Genomic DNA, 14,929 nt, shown 5'->3' on the forward strand with positions numbered 1-14,929 from the left:
AGCACAGGAGTTTTTTTATTCTATTATAAGTTTTCTGTTCTTCTATGCTTGTAAAAATAAGTTATATTTTTCAGCAGAACGAAATCAGCGGTTTACTATTGTTTAATTACCTACCAATGGTAACTTTCTTTAAATATCTCGTAAATTTTGAGGTCTTAATTTATCAATTTTTGTTAAAAATAAAATAAAATAAAATTACCCCAATAAGATGGGCAAGAAACACAATGCGTGTAAATAGAAAACGTTTTTGTTTTTTGTGAAAAACAGAAAAAACGTCATGTCTCCAAGATTCGGGTGGAGAAATAGTTCTTAATTATCCAATTTTTTCTTTTCTAGATCGTCAATTTCGGCATCACTTGGTTCGATGATATCAATTTTTGGTTCGATAAAATCTTGTTCGTTGGCTAAGGTTTTGTTCAAGGTTAATACCAAAGCTGGCAACAACATCAAATTTGAAAGCATCCCGAATAATAATGTCAACGAAATTAATCCTCCAAGTGCAATAGTCCCTCCAAAACTGGACAACATAAACACCGAAAATCCAAAGAACAATACGATAGAAGTATAGAACATGCTCAAACCGGCGTCCGTAAATGTGGCGTAAACCGATTTGCGGATTTTCCAGTTATTTTTCTTTAGTTCTTCACGGTATTGGGAAAGGAATCTCACAGTATCATCTACCGAAAGTCCAAACGCAATTCCGAAAACCAATATCGTCGATGGTTTCAGTGGAATGTCTAAAAAGCCCATCAATCCAGCGGTAAGCATCAATGGCAGTAAATTTGGAATAATAGAAACCAAAACCATTTTGAACGAACGGAACATAAAACCAATCAAAAGCGCAGTTAAGAAAAAAGCAAATGCCAGTGACGAAAGTAGGTTATCCAGCAAGTATCCAGTTCCTTTTTGGAAAACCAAAGCTTTTCCGGTGATAGTGACTTTGTATTGATCTGGCGGGAAAATTTTATCAGCTTTCTTGCGAATCTCAGCTTCAATTTTAGCAATCTTATCGCCGTTTTCATCGCGCATATAAGTGGTGATTCGAGCAAATTGACCTGTCGAATCTACATAGCTTTTCATTAAATTGTCTTTTGAGTTTTTCGTGGCATTTTTAGCATAAGACAAAATAAACGATTGTTCCTGTGAACTGGGTAAATCGTAATAATCAGGGTTTCCGTTGTAATAGGCTTGTTTGGAATATTTTACCAGATTCACAATAGAAATGGGTTTTGATAATTCCGGAATTTCGTCAATGGTTTCCTCCAGCTCGTCCATTCGCCTTAGCGTAGACAATTTCATCACTCCTTTTTTGCGTTTGGTGTCAATCATAATTTCCAGCGGCATAACACCATCAAATTCTTTTTCGAAGAAAACAATATCTTCAAAAAAGGCTTCTTTTTTAGGCATATCTTCAATCAAACTACCGGAAATACGCATTTCGTAGATTCCTATAATACTAATTACTAGTAAAACAATGGCAACGACATAAATTGAAAAGCGATTGTATTTTACGTTTCTTAGAATCCAATCCATGAAAACCTTCACGTAATTGCGATCCAAGTGCTCAATATGACGCTCTTTTGGTGCTGGAATGTAACTGTGAAAAATAGGGATGACAATAATACACAAAAAGAAAAGTGCCATAATATTGATGGAAGTCACCACACCAAATTCTAATAATAACTGATTGTTTGAAGCCACAAACGTAGCAAAACCAATAGCTGTAGTTAGATTCGTCATTAAGGTTGCCATTCCCACCTTTGTGGTGACACGCTGTAATGCTTTGACCTTATTGTGATGAATTTTATATTCCTGATGGTATTTATTAGTCAGGAAGATACAATTCGGAATTCCGATTACGATGATTAAAGAGGGAACTAAAGCCGTTAGAACCGTAATTTCGTAATTTAATAATCCTAAAAATCCAAAAGACCACATTACGCCAATAATTACGATAATCATTGATATTAAAGTTGCCCTAAAACTTCTAAAAAAGAAAAAGAAAAGTAGTGAAGTGACTAATAATGAGGCTCCAATGAAGATGCTGATTTCGTCCGTAATAGTTTTTGCGTTCAGCGTTCGGATGTAAGGCATTCCCGAAACACGCAGGTCGATTCCGGTTTCTTTTTCGAATGTTTCGACAGCTGGAACCAATTTATCAAGAACAAAATCTTTTCGAGCAGCCGTATTTACAATTTTTTTATCCATGTAAACCGCAGAGCGAATACTTCCCGATCTTTTGTTGAAAAGCAATCCTTCGTAAAAAGGCAAATCATTGAAAAGTTCTTTTTTGATTTTTTGAAGATACGCTGGGTCAACAGTTTTGCTCTGGTCTACAAAAGGAACCAATTCGAAGGTTTCCAGCGAATCATTTTTTTGTAATTTCTTCAAGTCATTCAACGAAACAACTAAATCAACGGCTTTGTCTCCTTTTAGCGAATTCATCATTTTACTCCAGGAAGCATAGGCTTTTGGAGTAAATATGGCTTCGTCTTTTACACCGATGATGACTAGATTTCCTTCTTCACCAAATTTATTCAAAAAAGCGTTGTACTCAATATTTACAATATTGTCATCTGGCAATAAATTAGCTTCGGTAAAAGTGAAGTGAATATTTTTCCATTGTAGCGCTAAAAGCGCAGTTATCACAACAATAATGGATAACATTAAAATTCTATTTCTAAGGACAATTCTGGCTATTAATTCCCAAAACCCCAAACTAAACCACTTAATCATATTTCCTATTTAAAGGCTGTAAAGGTAGTTAAAACCGCTATAAATCATTGGTTTTAACGGAAACTTTTTAGAAGTAGATCCCAATATTAAAGCAACTTTATTTTATTTGTTATTAAATATTTTTTTGAGATATAATTGATACATTTGGATTCTCATCGTGATGGTTCACAGTTGAAAATGCTGACATAAAATAGTATATGAAGAATTATAAAAACACAGTTTTTTATTTGGTGATAACGGGCGGATTTACTGCTTTGATGTATTGGATTATAACCAAAGGAAAGCATTTAGAAGTTGCCAAAACGATAGTGACACCAGAAAGTGGAAAAGGTTCGTGGGGCGATTTTTTAGCTTCTATGCAGCATAATTTTCAAGATCCTTTAGCTATACTTTTAGCACAAATCATTACCATCATTCTTGTCGCCCGTGTTTTTGGTTGGATTTTCAAAAAAATAGGGCAGCCCTCCGTAATTGGGGAAATAATTGCGGGAATTGTCCTTGGACCGTCATTATTAGGGTTGTATTTTCCTGAATTCTCAGGAGCTTTGTTTCCCGTTGAATCCTTAGGGAATTTAAAATTTTTGAGTCAAATAGGATTAATCCTTTTTATGTTTGTGATAGGAATGGAACTCGATTTAAAAGTGCTGAAAAATAAAGCCAATGAAGCAGTAGTAATTAGTCATGCAAGTATCGTGATTCCTTTTGCTCTAGGAATTGGTTTAGCTTATTTTGTGTACAATCGATTTGCTCCTGAAGGTGTTAAATTCCTTTCCTTCAGTTTGTTTATGGGAATTGCGTTGAGTATCACTGCTTTTCCGGTTTTGGCCAGAATCGTGCAGGAACGAGGAATTCACAAAACTAAATTAGGTGCGATTGTCATTACTTGTGCTGCTGCCGATGATATTACGGCTTGGTGTATTTTGGCTGTCGTAATTGCCATAGTCAAAGCAGGAACTTTCGTTAGTTCGTTGTACATCATTATGTTGGCAGTGCTTTATGTTATCGCGATGATATATATTGTGAAGCCATTTCTAAAACGAATTGGAGATTTATATGGTTCTAAGGATACAATCATTAAACCCGTTGTAGCTATCTTCTTTCTGGTGCTTATTATTTCTTCTTATGCTACTGAGGTGATTGGGATTCATGCCTTATTTGGAGCATTTATGGCGGGAGCAATTATGCCTGATATTCCAAAATTCAGAACCATTTTCATAGAGAAAGTAGAGGATGTGGCGTTGATTCTTTTACTCCCTTTATTCTTCGTTTTCACAGGTTTGAAAACTGAAATTGGTCTTCTTAATGATCCGTATTTATGGAAAGTTACCGGTTTTATAATTCTGGTAGCTGTAGTAGGGAAATTTTTAGGAAGCGCATTGGCAGCCAAATTTGTAGGACAGAGTTGGCGTGACAGTTTAACAATTGGTGCCTTGATGAATACTAGAGGTTTAATGGAATTGATTGTTTTAAATATCGGATTAGAGCTCAAAGTGTTGACTCCCGAAGTATTTACTATGATGGTCATTATGGCTTTAGTAACTACTTTTATGACAGGACCAGCTCTGGATTTAATCAACTATATTTTTAAAACTAAAGATGGCGTCGAAATTATTGAAGATACTAATTACAATAAATATCGAATTCTGATTTCGTTTGGAAACAATGAAAAAGGGAAATCGTTATTGCGAATCGCTAATAGTTTAATAAAAAAACAGAAAAGTACTTCTAGTATTACCGTAATGCATTTGTCTTTGAGTGATGAGGTGCATACCTTTAATTTGGAAGACATAGAAAAAAATAGTTTTTATCCTATAGTTGAGGAGTCTCAATTGCTCAAACAGGATATCACCACCATTTTTAAAGCTACAATGGATATTGAAACTGAAATTGCTGATGTCGCTAATCAAGGTGATTATGATTTGTTGCTGGTAGGTTTAGGAAAATCTATTTTTGAAGGAACCATTCTTGGGAAGGTAATCGGTTTTACAACCAGAATAATTAATCCGGATCGTTTGATCGATAAGTTTACAGGAAAAGAAGGCTTGTTTGAAAACTCTCCATTTGATGAAAGAACGAGACAGATTATTTCTAAGACCAAAATGCCAATTGGGATTTTGATTGACAAAGATTTGCAACATGTAAAGCATGTTTTTTTTCCTATTTTTAGCCCCGAAGATTCGTTTGTTATTGATTATGTCCAAAAATTAATATTCAATAATAACTCTAAAATTGTTATTTTAGATGTTAATGGACATCTTACAACTAATTTTGTAATGAACAGCGCTATTGATTCTTTAGAACAAAAGTATCCAAACAATATCAGTATCATATCTGATAAAATAATTAAAGAAGAATTTTTGGCGCAGCAGGATTTAATGCTGATTAGTCTCGAAAGTTGGAAAGCACTCGTGGATTCCAGAAGTGATTGGTTGAGCGGAGTTCCTTCCGTACTAATTTTAAAACAATAAGATGAACTGGATATTATTGATTATTGGTGGTCTTTTTGAAGTGGGTTTTGCCACTTGTTTGGGCAAAGCCAAAGAAAGTTCTGGAATGGCAACTACATTATGGTTGGGTGGATTTTTGATTTGTTTGACAATTAGTATGATCTTGCTTTACAAAGCTTCACAAACATTGCCTATTGGAACGGCCTATGCAGTTTGGACCGGAATTGGAGCAGTGGGTACGGTTCTCGTTGGGATTTTTGTGTTTAAAGAACCAGCAGATTTTTGGCGTATATTTTTTATCACCACTTTAATTAGTTCTATTATTGGTTTGAAATTTGTTTCGAGCCATTAGAGCCCCAAATTAAGTACGAAACTTATTTTTACGGCAATGTTATCTTGAAATTTACTCAGTTGGTTTGGGCCATATCGGTAAAATCCGCCTAATCCCAAGCCATTGTAAATTTGGTTCAGCTCTATTCCAGATTCGAAATAACCTTTGTCCAAGGTTTTGTAATCCAATCCCACATGTTGTTCTGGTTTTCGTAAATTTCCCCAAGCCATTCTTGAAACAAGAACTAAGGAAGGCTTTACTTTTTTGAATAATGTTACGCGGCTAAAGCCATGTTTGAATTGAAAATAAGCATATTGACTGGAGAAAAATTCATTAAAAAACATTGTTTCAAAGCTGTTTTTTCCTGCAAAAGTGATTCTTTGCATAATGGTTTCCTTGGTAATATTATTAGGGGAGGTATTGTACAAATGTGTCAGTGGTACATCGCCAAAAGTATAGCTAGCTTCAAAAAGTAAACTTGTTTTTTGACCGTTTAAATATTTCTTTTCGTACTCTGTTTTAAAATCGAATTTGCTGAATTCAAAATCATTTTGCAAGACATTAGGCAGTGATTGTGTGTATTGAAAAGTGAATTTTGGGAAACGTTTTTCTACTTCAATTCGTCCTGTAGGCGTTTGCATGTAATCGCTGAAAGGATTCCAACGCAAAGAAACCATTGCGGTAGTCATGATGTAACTCGTATATGATTTCTCGTTTAAGTTGAATATATAATTGAATTTTGGTTCTATTGCAGCACGGGAAAGTTCCCATAAGCTCTCTGTTTTTGGTATAATTTTGGTTTCTATAAATGTTTTCCAACTCACATGATTGTAAAAAGTACTTATGTTTATGGGTCTTGGGTCATAGATTTTGAATGCTTTTTTTTCTATTGTAAATACGCTGCTTGCAATTTCACGAATGTCATCAGTATAGGAAAAGCCAATCCAAGAATTAGAAAATTTGCCCAAGCGAGTTGCCATTCCCAAATGATATTTAAAATTGCCATCTTTTGTTCCATAAGCGGTGTATCCTTCAATTCTGAATTTTTTTGAAAATTGTTCATTGGTGATTCCGCCCATTCCCAATCTAAATCCTTCGTAATTATTATAGCTGAATAATTTGCGTAAGTCTAAGTCAATTTTTCCAATTGGTAAATATCCGTTGATGATTTTTCGTCCAAAACGGATGCGGCTTTCAATTCGTTTTTTGACTGAAATGCTATCTAATGCTAAATACGTTTTTTGGCTTCGGCTGTCTAAACTGTCTTTTCTGTAAGTGTCCCAAAAACGTTCCGGTTTGTTAATTGCATCGTCTTTGATTTCGATATAAATTGCCGATTTTTTAATTTGTATTGGAGTGTTATACTGAATTTCAAAATTGTTTGTATGCGAAATTAAATAGGTAAAATCCGAGGCGACTTTCTTCCTTTTTTTAAAATTTTGTTCTACATCGCCATCAAATTGTATGGTTCCGCCAAGGATTTTTATATCGTCATCATTCTTGCCTTTTACAATTTTAAACGTTTTGTCTGTTGGAAACCATAAATTTTCATTAGCAATGTATTTAAAATCATGAATTCCGCTAATGTCAAGAACGCCTTTTATTCGCATTACAGCTTTGGCAATTGCAAAATTATTTTGGTCAATATAAAGCACTCCTTCCAGTCCTGATGCTTTTCTACTTTTCTTATTTTTGAAGTAAATCATTAAGGTATTTCTGCCATCAATAATAAGTGAATCTAAGAGTGTGTAGTTGTAATCGTTTAGCGCATCATTCGCAATTGGACTATTGTATTTAGTTTCAAAAAGCTCGTAACTGGAATCATAAATAGAGAAGGACTGCAAATTAAAAGCAATGATTTCATAAATAGGTTGCTTGAAACCTGCCATTTTGGTTCCTAAAATGGTTTCTTTTAATCGGGCATTTGCAAATTGATATTGAGATACTTTTTCAGTTTGAAAAAGATGCTGCTTACTAATGGCTTCTTTGAATTTATAATCGGATGAATCAATTTTTGAGAATTGTTTTCTTAAATATTTTTTGACAAAAACAGAGTCGATTCTTCCGTCAATGGAGTCAGGATTTGCACTTACAATGAGTTTATTATAAGATTTAAACTCAAAACTGCGGAGCTTTTTTTGAGGATTATTATTGTCTTTATTTTTGATTGCCTTCTGTATAATTGCTAAGGCTGGGTTTTCATTTGAAATTTTTACTTCATTCAAATTATCTGTTTTTTGAGAAAGAACAACCACATAATAATTTTTGTTTTTTTCGATGGTAATCCTAGCTTTGGTAAAACCAATATACGAAATATCAAAAGCTGTAAAGGGAATTGCTGTTGTTATACTAAACTTCCCATCAACATCTGAGATGGAGCTTAGACCATTATTTGTGGTAATCGTGGCAAATGGTAATGGATTATTAGTTGTGGATTCTTTTACAACACCATTTATCTGGAATTGTGCCTGCAGCGAAAGCGTTAAAAAAAAGAATAACAAACACAATTGCTTCATAAATAGGGTTTACTGCAAAACGGGTATAATCTCATTTTGGTATCGCAAAAATAACAATAAAAAAATCCGTCTCGTAAGACTGCCCCTTAAAAAGTTAGATACTATTTGGGGGTAAATCTACAAGACGGGTTTAAAATAATTTAAATGGTATTTACATTTTCATAATTTCTGCTTCTTTCATTACTAGAAGTTGCCCAGCTCGAGCTAACATCCCGCTCATGGACACAAACTATATTGTAACAGACTTTAATTTTTAAATGCCACTACAAACCAAAATTATATTAATCAATAACGAGCATTACGAGTGGGACGCTCGCGCGGAATGTCATTAAGTTTAGGAATTATCCCCATGATTTTGTGATTCCGACGAAGGAGGAATGGCAACAAACGTGAGCAACAAACAGAGATTCCTCCTTCGTCGGAATGACAAATAAACTCTTAACCTTATGACATTCCGCGCGAACGTCCCGCTCTTGGACACAATCGATATTGTAAGATACTTAAATTTTTAAACACTACCAGAAACCAAAGTTATATTAATCAATAACGAGCATCACAAGTGGGTCCCTTGCGCTACCGGCGGAGATATTAAAAAAACTAAAAACCCGTCCAATTATAATAATAGGACGGGTTTTAATATAAGTTGAAGTAGTTTTACACCTTCATGATTTCAGCTTCTTTCACCACTAAAAGTTCATCAATTTTACGGATAAACGTATTGGTTAAGTTTTGCACTTCTTCTTCGGCACTTTTGCAGATGTCTTCGGAGGTTCCTTCTTTTTCTAATTTTTTAATATCTGTATTTGCATCTTTTCTTGCATTTCGAATTCCAACTTTAGCATCTTCTGCTTCCACTTTGGCTTGCTTAGCAAGATCGCGTCTTCTTTCCTCAGTTAATGCGGGAACGCTAATGATAATTACATCACCGTTATTCATTGGATTAAAACCAATATTAGCTACCATAATTGCTTTTTCAATTACTTGCAACATATTTTTTTCAAAAGGCTGCAACGTGATTGTTCTGGCATCGGGAACACTAATTTTTGATACTTGTGAAAGTGGTGTAGCAGATCCGTAATAATCTACAAAAACACTTCCAAGCATAGCTGGAGATGCTTTTCCTGCACGAATATTCAAAAATTCTTTTTCTAAATGCGCAATAGAACCTGTCATAGATTCTTTAGTACTATCTAATATAAATTCAATTTCTTCAGTCATAATTTAGATCTTTGGATTTTTAGATTTTTAGATCTTTAGACTGTCTGACAATCTAAAAGTCTAACAATCTAATTTGTCTATTTATATATTTACTACGGTTCCTATATTTTCGCCTTCGCAGATTTTCAATAAGTTTCCTACTTTATTCATGTCGAAAACAACGATAGGTAATTTATTTTCTTGACTTAGCGTAAATGCAGTCGTATCCATTACATTCAATCCTTTTTTAAGTACATCTTCAAAGGAAATAAAATCGAATTTCACAGCAGATGCATTTTTTTCTGGATCACAATCATAAACACCATCCACGCGAGTTCCTTTTAAAATCACATTGGCATTTATCTCAATACCGCGTAAAACCGCTGCTGTATCGGTTGTAAAATATGGATTTCCGGTTCCGGCTCCAAAGATTACGATTCTTCCTTTCTCAAGATGACGATCAGCTCTTCTTTTAATATAAGGTTCTGCTATGGATTCCATTTTCAGTGCCGTTTGCAAACGGGTTTTCATTCCTTTTTCTTCCAGTGCGCCTTGTAGTGCCATTCCATTTATTACCGTGGCCAACATTCCCATGTAATCTCCTTGAACTCTGTCCATTCCTGCACTCGCCCCTGCAACTCCTCTAAAAATATTTCCACCACCTATTACAATGGCTATTTCTACTCCTTTATCATGAATTTGCTTGATCTCGTCAGCATAATCAGCAAGTCTTTTTGGGTCAATTCCGTATTGTAAGTCGCCCATTAAAGCTTCGCCACTTAGTTTTAGAAGAATTCTTTTATATTTCATGTGTGTGTTGAGTTGATTGGTGCAAATATAGACATATTCTGATTTTTAAAAAAAGTGTTGCTTAAATTTTATAAATTAAGTTTTTCAAATGATTTTTTTGCAGCTTCATATCCAATATTGAAAACGGCATCCATCTTAACTTTACTAGTTTCAAAAGTACTGTACAGGCATAAATCCTTGGGTTCTATCACCCAATCACAAATATTAAATTTATGCATATTTGAATTTGCCGAAAGAATATCAAAAGCTCGTGTGGTTACCGCTTTTATAGAACGTAAATCTTTAGCGTCTATTTTCTGAATAGGACTCACATAGACTCCTATTACAGTATCACATTGTCCTTGTAAAATATCAGTGGGAAAGTGGTTTAATATTCCGCCGTCACTGTATATGTTTCCATCTATTTCATACGGCGACAAAATTCCTGGGAAAGCAGAAGAGGCTAAAATGGCATCAACGATTTTTGTTTTGGGACCAAATACTTTTAATTTACCCCGAATCATGTCGGTTGCTGTAATTTGAATCGGAATTTTTAAATCGCTTAAAACAGCATCGCCAAAAATACTGTGAAAATAAATGCGGAAGGATTCGGAATCAATTAGTCCAGCTTTTTTAAACGTGAAGTGTTTCCAATGAAAAAGATAAATGGATTTGAAAAATTCCAAAATCTCCTCGGGTGTTTTTCCCCAAGCATATAATGCACCTACGATTGATCCGGCGCTAGTTCCCGCAATTTGACATGGTTTGATGTCTTGTTCTTCTAGGAATTTTATAACGCCAGCATGTGCTAAACCTTTAGAGCCTCCTCCAGAAAGTACTAATCCTATCGATTTTGTTTTTAAATCCATCTCTATTATTTGTTATAAAATTACTCTTTTTGTGGAATTGAAAGTGATATATGTCATGTTTAAAATTCAGTTTTATGGTAACTTTGTCAAAACAAATTACTTATTATGAAAATTCCAGTAGCCAAAGCATTGTTTAACAGTCATTCCTATTCTGAATATAGAAAGCTTGTTTCTGATTTATTATTGGAAGGAAAATCAACCGGTAATGAACAATCCGAAGATTTGACTCACTACAGTACATTAAATGAAACTCGTATGAATCGTTTGGATAAAACAATCAAAATTACGGATGAAAACAATGGTAAATTAAAAGCATTAAATAACGAATATATTTGGTTAGTGATTTCTGAAGGTTGGTGTGGGGATGCTGCACAATTATTACCAATTATAAATAAGATGGCAGTAGAATCAGGCAAAATTGATTTGAAGATAGTGTTGCGAGATGAAAACGAAGAGTTGATGAATTTGTTTTTGACTAATAAAAATAAAGCTATTCCAATATTGATAGTAGTAGATAAAGAAACAGGAAGTATTTATGGAAAATGGGGCCCAAGGCCAAAATCAGCAGCCGATTTGATTATTGAATATAAGAAAGAATTTGGAGTTATTGATGAAACAGCAAAAACCAACTTGCAATTGTGGTATTTGCATGATAAAGGAATCAGTACCCAAAATGAGTTGATTAATATGATGCTTGATTTAGAACAAAAGAATATTCAAAATGGATAACTTTTATGATTTTTAGTGTTTTATAAGTGTTAAAAAAATCCATTTTAGCATAATAAATTAGTCATTTGGTATAAAATTTTTAATGTAAAACACACCTGAAGTTCTATTTTTATTGAGGTTAAACATTTAAATGTATTTATTTTATTATTTATGTTGTATATCAGAAAAAAGTCGTATATTGGTGACTGCCAACCAAGTCTATTATTAATTTACTTTTTTTATAGGTGTTTAAATATTGTTTCACAATTTAAAAAACATCATTATGAAAAATCGATTTGAAAAATTTTATGATTATTTATCGCGATTGCTATTCGGGGGAAAAAGCATTGCAAATTATTAATTTTTTTTACCAGTATTCAAATGTGTATGAATTAAAACTACTTTAACACTAGAAAAAAAAGACACATTGCAGATTCATTTTGAATTTGTAATGTGTTTTTAATTTTAATTATATTCCTTCAGTTAGACTCTCCTCAAATAAAGTAACATCCATTGCATCAGTGACTTTGTAATCTCCAATTTTTGTACGGCGCAAAGCTGTTAAATGCGAACCCGAATTCATAGCTTTTCCAAAATCAAAAGCTAGGGAACGAATGTATGTTCCTTTGCTGCAAACAACTCTAAAATCAATTTCAGGAAGTGCGATTCTAGTAATTTCAAATTCATGAATGGTTGTTTTTCTGGTCGCAATTTCAATGGTTTCTCCCGCTCTGGCGTGTTCGTATAAGCGAACACCATCTTTTTTTATAGCCGAATAAATAGGTGGTTTTTGATTGATTTCTCCCAGAAATTGTTTGACAGTTTCATGAATTAAAGTTTCGTCAATATGTTCCGTTGGGAAAGTTTGGTCTATTTCCGTTTCTAAATCATACGAAGGCGTTGTTGCTCCAATGTAGAAAGTTCCCGTATATTCTTTAGCTTGTCCTTGAAGCTCAGTAATTCTTTTGGTGAATTTCCCAGTACAAACTAACAATAATCCACTTGCTAAAGGATCTAAAGTTCCAGCGTGACCAATCTTGAATTTTTTAGGCAAATTCAGTTTGGTAATTAATGCCCATTTCAATTTATTTACCGCCTGAAACGAAGTCCAATTCAAGGGTTTGTCGATGAGTAGAATTTGTCCTGATTGGTAATCTTCAGCTGTCTTCAAAGGAATTTATTTAATGTATGAAAAGTAGATCAATAAAAAGATTCCTACTATTATTCGGTACCAACCCCAAGGTTTAAAACCGTATTTTTTGATGATTTCAATAAAAAATTTAATAGCTATTATGGCAACTATAAAAGCAACTACGTTTCCTATCAAGAATAATTGTATGTTTTCGTTTGATTTCAAAATCAATTCGTAGCCTTTCATTTGTGATGTTTCGTAGGTTTTCAAGAATACGGAATAGCAGGTTACTGCCATCATAGTAGGAACCGCCAAGAAGAAAGAGAATTCCGCTGCCGCGTGACGTGTTAATCCTTGTTGCATTCCTCCAATAATCGAAGCAGCAGAACGACTTGTGCCAGGCATCATTGCTAAACATTGCCAAAAACCAATCGTTACAGCTTTCTTTACCGTGATATCCTCTTCTTTAAGAACCGTCGGACTTTGAAAACGACTGTCTATAAAAAGTAAAATTACACCACCTAAAATCAATACAATCGCTATGGGAATTGGATCGCCAAGAACTGCTTCAATTTTATCATCGAATAATTTTCCTAAAACCAAAGCTGGAAATACGGCATAAACAAGTTTTAGATAAAAACTGATGGCAACACTTTTTGAAGAAAAATCAAAAAACTTCTTCCAATACAAAACAACAACCGCCAAAATAGCCCCAAATTGTATAGAAACTTGAAATAGCTTTACAAAATCATCCTCTTGAATTCCAAAATAGGAACTCATAAAAATCATGTGAGCGGTTGAGGAAACAGGAAGATATTCTGTTAATCCTTCGATAACAGCAATCAAAAACGCTTGTAAAGTATTCATTTATGCTTTTTTGGGATTCTTAAGAATGGCATAAATGGTAATTCCAAAACCGATTAAAACGGTTGTTGGTGCCAATCGGATTCTTCTAAAATTGAAAATCTCTTCATTGAAAACATTTGGATCATCACTTCCTCCGCCGGCCATTAAAATAAATCCCAAGGCAATTACTACTATCCCAATTAATAGGATTTGATAGTTTATTTTATCAAAAAGAAATTCTGGTTTTTGATTGTTATTTTCCATTTATGCTGAATTTAATTCAGTATCACTACTAACTGTTATTTTATCAATTTTTTTTCTGAACACTGCAACTGAACAATAATACTAATAAAGATCGTCCGTTCTTAAATTCAAGAAGCGTTGAGTTGCAAAATAGGTGCTCAACCAGGTAATCAATATTCCAACTCCTAATACACCTAATAATACTAGAGCTATCAAAGCTTTATCGTCAAGTATACCTAGACTTGGGAAATTTGTTTGAACGTAAATCAAAACACCAATTAATGCAATAATTGCAAGTCCTGCGCCTATCATTCCTAGTTTTATACTGCGCATTACAAATGGTTTTCTGATAAAAGCTTTTGTTGCTCCTACCATTTGCATGGTTTTGATGATAAAACGGTTGGAGTGTATCGATAAACGTAATGAACTATTAATTAGCAAAACTGCAATAACAGCAAGAAATCCGCTGATTATTAAAATCCACATACTCACTTTTTTGATGTTATCGTTCACTAAATTCACTAATTGTTTGTCATATACAATGTCTGAAATCATTGCGTTTTTGCGTAAGCCAGCTTCAATTTTTGTGATGCTGTCTTTAATTACATAATCTCCTTTTAAGTGTATATCGTAGGAGTTTTGTAATGGATTTTCACCCAGAAATTCCATAAAATCTTCACCAATAATATCGGTATGTTCTTTAGCAGCAGCTTCTTTGGTTACATAAGCGTAGGATTTCACGAATGGACTCGCTTTTATTTGGGTTCCAAAAGCTTTCACAATACTGTCATTGGCTTCATTCTTAAAAAAAACCGTCATGGCAATATTTTCTTTGAAATCGTTGGCTAATTTTTTAGAATTTATAATGAAAAGTCCCAATATTCCTAATAGAAATAAAACTAAGAATACACTTAGCACTACTGAAAAATAAGAGGAAATTAACCTGCGTTTTTGAAAATTATCAAAGGAAGAACTCATAGTTTATTGAAATTATTGGGTAAAAATAATAAAGAATTTCTTTATTTAAAGTTAATAACGTTCAAAGTTTCAACTTTCGTACAATAAACGTAAATTTGGCATCTAAAAATAGTCATCGTGAGAAAGCTTTCGCAGCT

The 14,929-nt window shown here is 33.7% G+C and carries 12 protein-coding genes; 3 read left to right on the top strand and 9 right to left on the bottom strand.

Annotated features, from left to right (window positions below; all coding sequences use genetic code 11):
- Positions 1 to 309 precede the first annotated feature (309 nt).
- Entirely contained in the window at positions 310 to 2,736 is a 2,427-nt protein-coding gene (locus DFR66_RS04400; RefSeq protein ID WP_114753631.1) for an efflux RND transporter permease subunit, read from the bottom strand.
- A 197-nt stretch (positions 2,737 to 2,933) separates the two neighbouring features.
- Between DFR66_RS04400 and DFR66_RS04405 the strand changes: the two genes are divergently transcribed.
- Positions 2,934 to 5,204 (top strand): cation:proton antiporter domain-containing protein, encoded by a 2,271-nt coding sequence (locus tag DFR66_RS04405; RefSeq protein ID WP_114753632.1) that lies wholly within the window; start codon positions 2,934 to 2,936, stop codon positions 5,202 to 5,204.
- 1 nt (position 5,205) lies between these two features.
- The gene (locus DFR66_RS04410; RefSeq protein WP_114753633.1) at positions 5,206 to 5,535 is read left to right on the top strand and encodes a DMT family transporter; all 330 of its coding nucleotides are present in this window, start codon (positions 5,206 to 5,208) and stop codon (positions 5,533 to 5,535) included.
- Here the strand turns inward: DFR66_RS04410 and DFR66_RS04415 are convergent.
- The 4 genes from DFR66_RS04415 to DFR66_RS04430 form a co-directional block, all read right to left on the bottom strand.
- Positions 5,532 to 8,030, bottom strand: a complete 2,499-nt coding sequence (locus DFR66_RS04415; protein WP_114753634.1) for a DUF5686 family protein — start codon at positions 8,028 to 8,030, stop codon at positions 5,532 to 5,534. The genes DFR66_RS04410 and DFR66_RS04415 overlap by 4 nt on opposite strands.
- 654 nt (positions 8,031 to 8,684) lie before the next feature.
- Positions 8,685 to 9,248 carry a ribosome recycling factor gene (gene frr, locus DFR66_RS04420; RefSeq protein ID WP_113634119.1) on the bottom strand — a complete coding sequence of 188 codons (564 nt, stop codon included), beginning with the start codon at positions 9,246 to 9,248 and terminating at the stop codon, positions 8,685 to 8,687.
- An 81-nt stretch (positions 9,249 to 9,329) separates the two neighbouring features.
- Complete coding sequence (gene pyrH / locus DFR66_RS04425) at positions 9,330 to 10,037, bottom strand: UMP kinase (protein WP_114753635.1); 708 nt, start codon at positions 10,035 to 10,037, stop codon at positions 9,330 to 9,332.
- 68 nt (positions 10,038 to 10,105) lie between these two features.
- A complete protein-coding gene (locus DFR66_RS04430) occupies positions 10,106 to 10,885 on the bottom strand; it encodes a patatin-like phospholipase family protein (protein ID WP_114753636.1) in 780 nt (259 codons plus the stop codon).
- 105 nt (positions 10,886 to 10,990) lie between these two features.
- On the opposite strand from DFR66_RS04430, the gene DFR66_RS04435 reads away from it, so the two are divergent.
- Complete coding sequence (locus tag DFR66_RS04435) at positions 10,991 to 11,614, top strand: thioredoxin family protein (protein WP_114753637.1); 624 nt, start codon at positions 10,991 to 10,993, stop codon at positions 11,612 to 11,614.
- A 448-nt stretch (positions 11,615 to 12,062) separates the two neighbouring features.
- Here DFR66_RS04435 and truB read toward each other — a convergent pair whose 3' ends face one another.
- The 4 genes from truB to DFR66_RS04455 form a co-directional block, all read right to left on the bottom strand.
- The gene (gene truB, locus DFR66_RS04440; RefSeq protein ID WP_114753638.1) at positions 12,063 to 12,764 is read right to left on the bottom strand and encodes a tRNA pseudouridine(55) synthase TruB; all 702 of its coding nucleotides are present in this window, start codon (positions 12,762 to 12,764) and stop codon (positions 12,063 to 12,065) included.
- Between the two features lie 6 nt (positions 12,765 to 12,770).
- Complete coding sequence (locus DFR66_RS04445) at positions 12,771 to 13,592, bottom strand: undecaprenyl-diphosphate phosphatase (RefSeq protein WP_114753639.1); 822 nt, start codon at positions 13,590 to 13,592, stop codon at positions 12,771 to 12,773.
- A complete protein-coding gene (locus tag DFR66_RS04450; RefSeq protein WP_114753640.1) occupies positions 13,593 to 13,835 on the bottom strand; it encodes a DUF3098 domain-containing protein in 243 nt (80 codons plus the stop codon).
- A gap of 81 nt (positions 13,836 to 13,916) precedes the next feature.
- Positions 13,917 to 14,792, bottom strand: a complete 876-nt coding sequence (locus DFR66_RS04455) for a cell division protein FtsX (RefSeq protein WP_114753641.1) — start codon at positions 14,790 to 14,792, stop codon at positions 13,917 to 13,919.
- Positions 14,793 to 14,929 lie beyond the last annotated feature (137 nt).

The organism is Flavobacterium glaciei (assembly GCF_003350545.1).
In the GTDB taxonomy this organism is placed as follows: Bacteria; Bacteroidota; Bacteroidia; order Flavobacteriales; family Flavobacteriaceae; genus Flavobacterium; species Flavobacterium glaciei.

Excerpts from the sequence above, each read along its gene's own strand:
- frr (WP_113634119.1), bottom strand. The coding sequence starts at position 9,248 with ATGACTGAAGAAATTGAATTTATATTAGATAGTACTAAAGAATCTATG.
- DFR66_RS04455 (WP_114753641.1), bottom strand. The coding sequence starts at position 14,792 with ATGAGTTCTTCCTTTGATAATTTTCAAAAACGCAGGTTAATTTCCTCT.
- DFR66_RS04445 (WP_114753639.1), bottom strand. The coding sequence starts at position 13,592 with ATGAATACTTTACAAGCGTTTTTGATTGCTGTTATCGAAGGATTAACA.
- DFR66_RS04400 (WP_114753631.1), bottom strand. The coding sequence starts at position 2,736 with ATGATTAAGTGGTTTAGTTTGGGGTTTTGGGAATTAATAGCCAGAATT.
- pyrH (WP_114753635.1), bottom strand. The coding sequence starts at position 10,037 with ATGAAATATAAAAGAATTCTTCTAAAACTAAGTGGCGAAGCTTTAATG.
- DFR66_RS04405 (WP_114753632.1), top strand. The coding sequence starts at position 2,934 with ATGAAGAATTATAAAAACACAGTTTTTTATTTGGTGATAACGGGCGGA.
- DFR66_RS04410 (WP_114753633.1), top strand. The coding sequence starts at position 5,206 with ATGAACTGGATATTATTGATTATTGGTGGTCTTTTTGAAGTGGGTTTT.
- DFR66_RS04415 (WP_114753634.1), bottom strand. The coding sequence starts at position 8,030 with ATGAAGCAATTGTGTTTGTTATTCTTTTTTTTAACGCTTTCGCTGCAG.
- DFR66_RS04435 (WP_114753637.1), top strand. The coding sequence starts at position 10,991 with ATGAAAATTCCAGTAGCCAAAGCATTGTTTAACAGTCATTCCTATTCT.
- DFR66_RS04450 (WP_114753640.1), bottom strand. The coding sequence starts at position 13,835 with ATGGAAAATAACAATCAAAAACCAGAATTTCTTTTTGATAAAATAAAC.
- DFR66_RS04430 (WP_114753636.1), bottom strand. The coding sequence starts at position 10,885 with ATGGATTTAAAAACAAAATCGATAGGATTAGTACTTTCTGGAGGAGGC.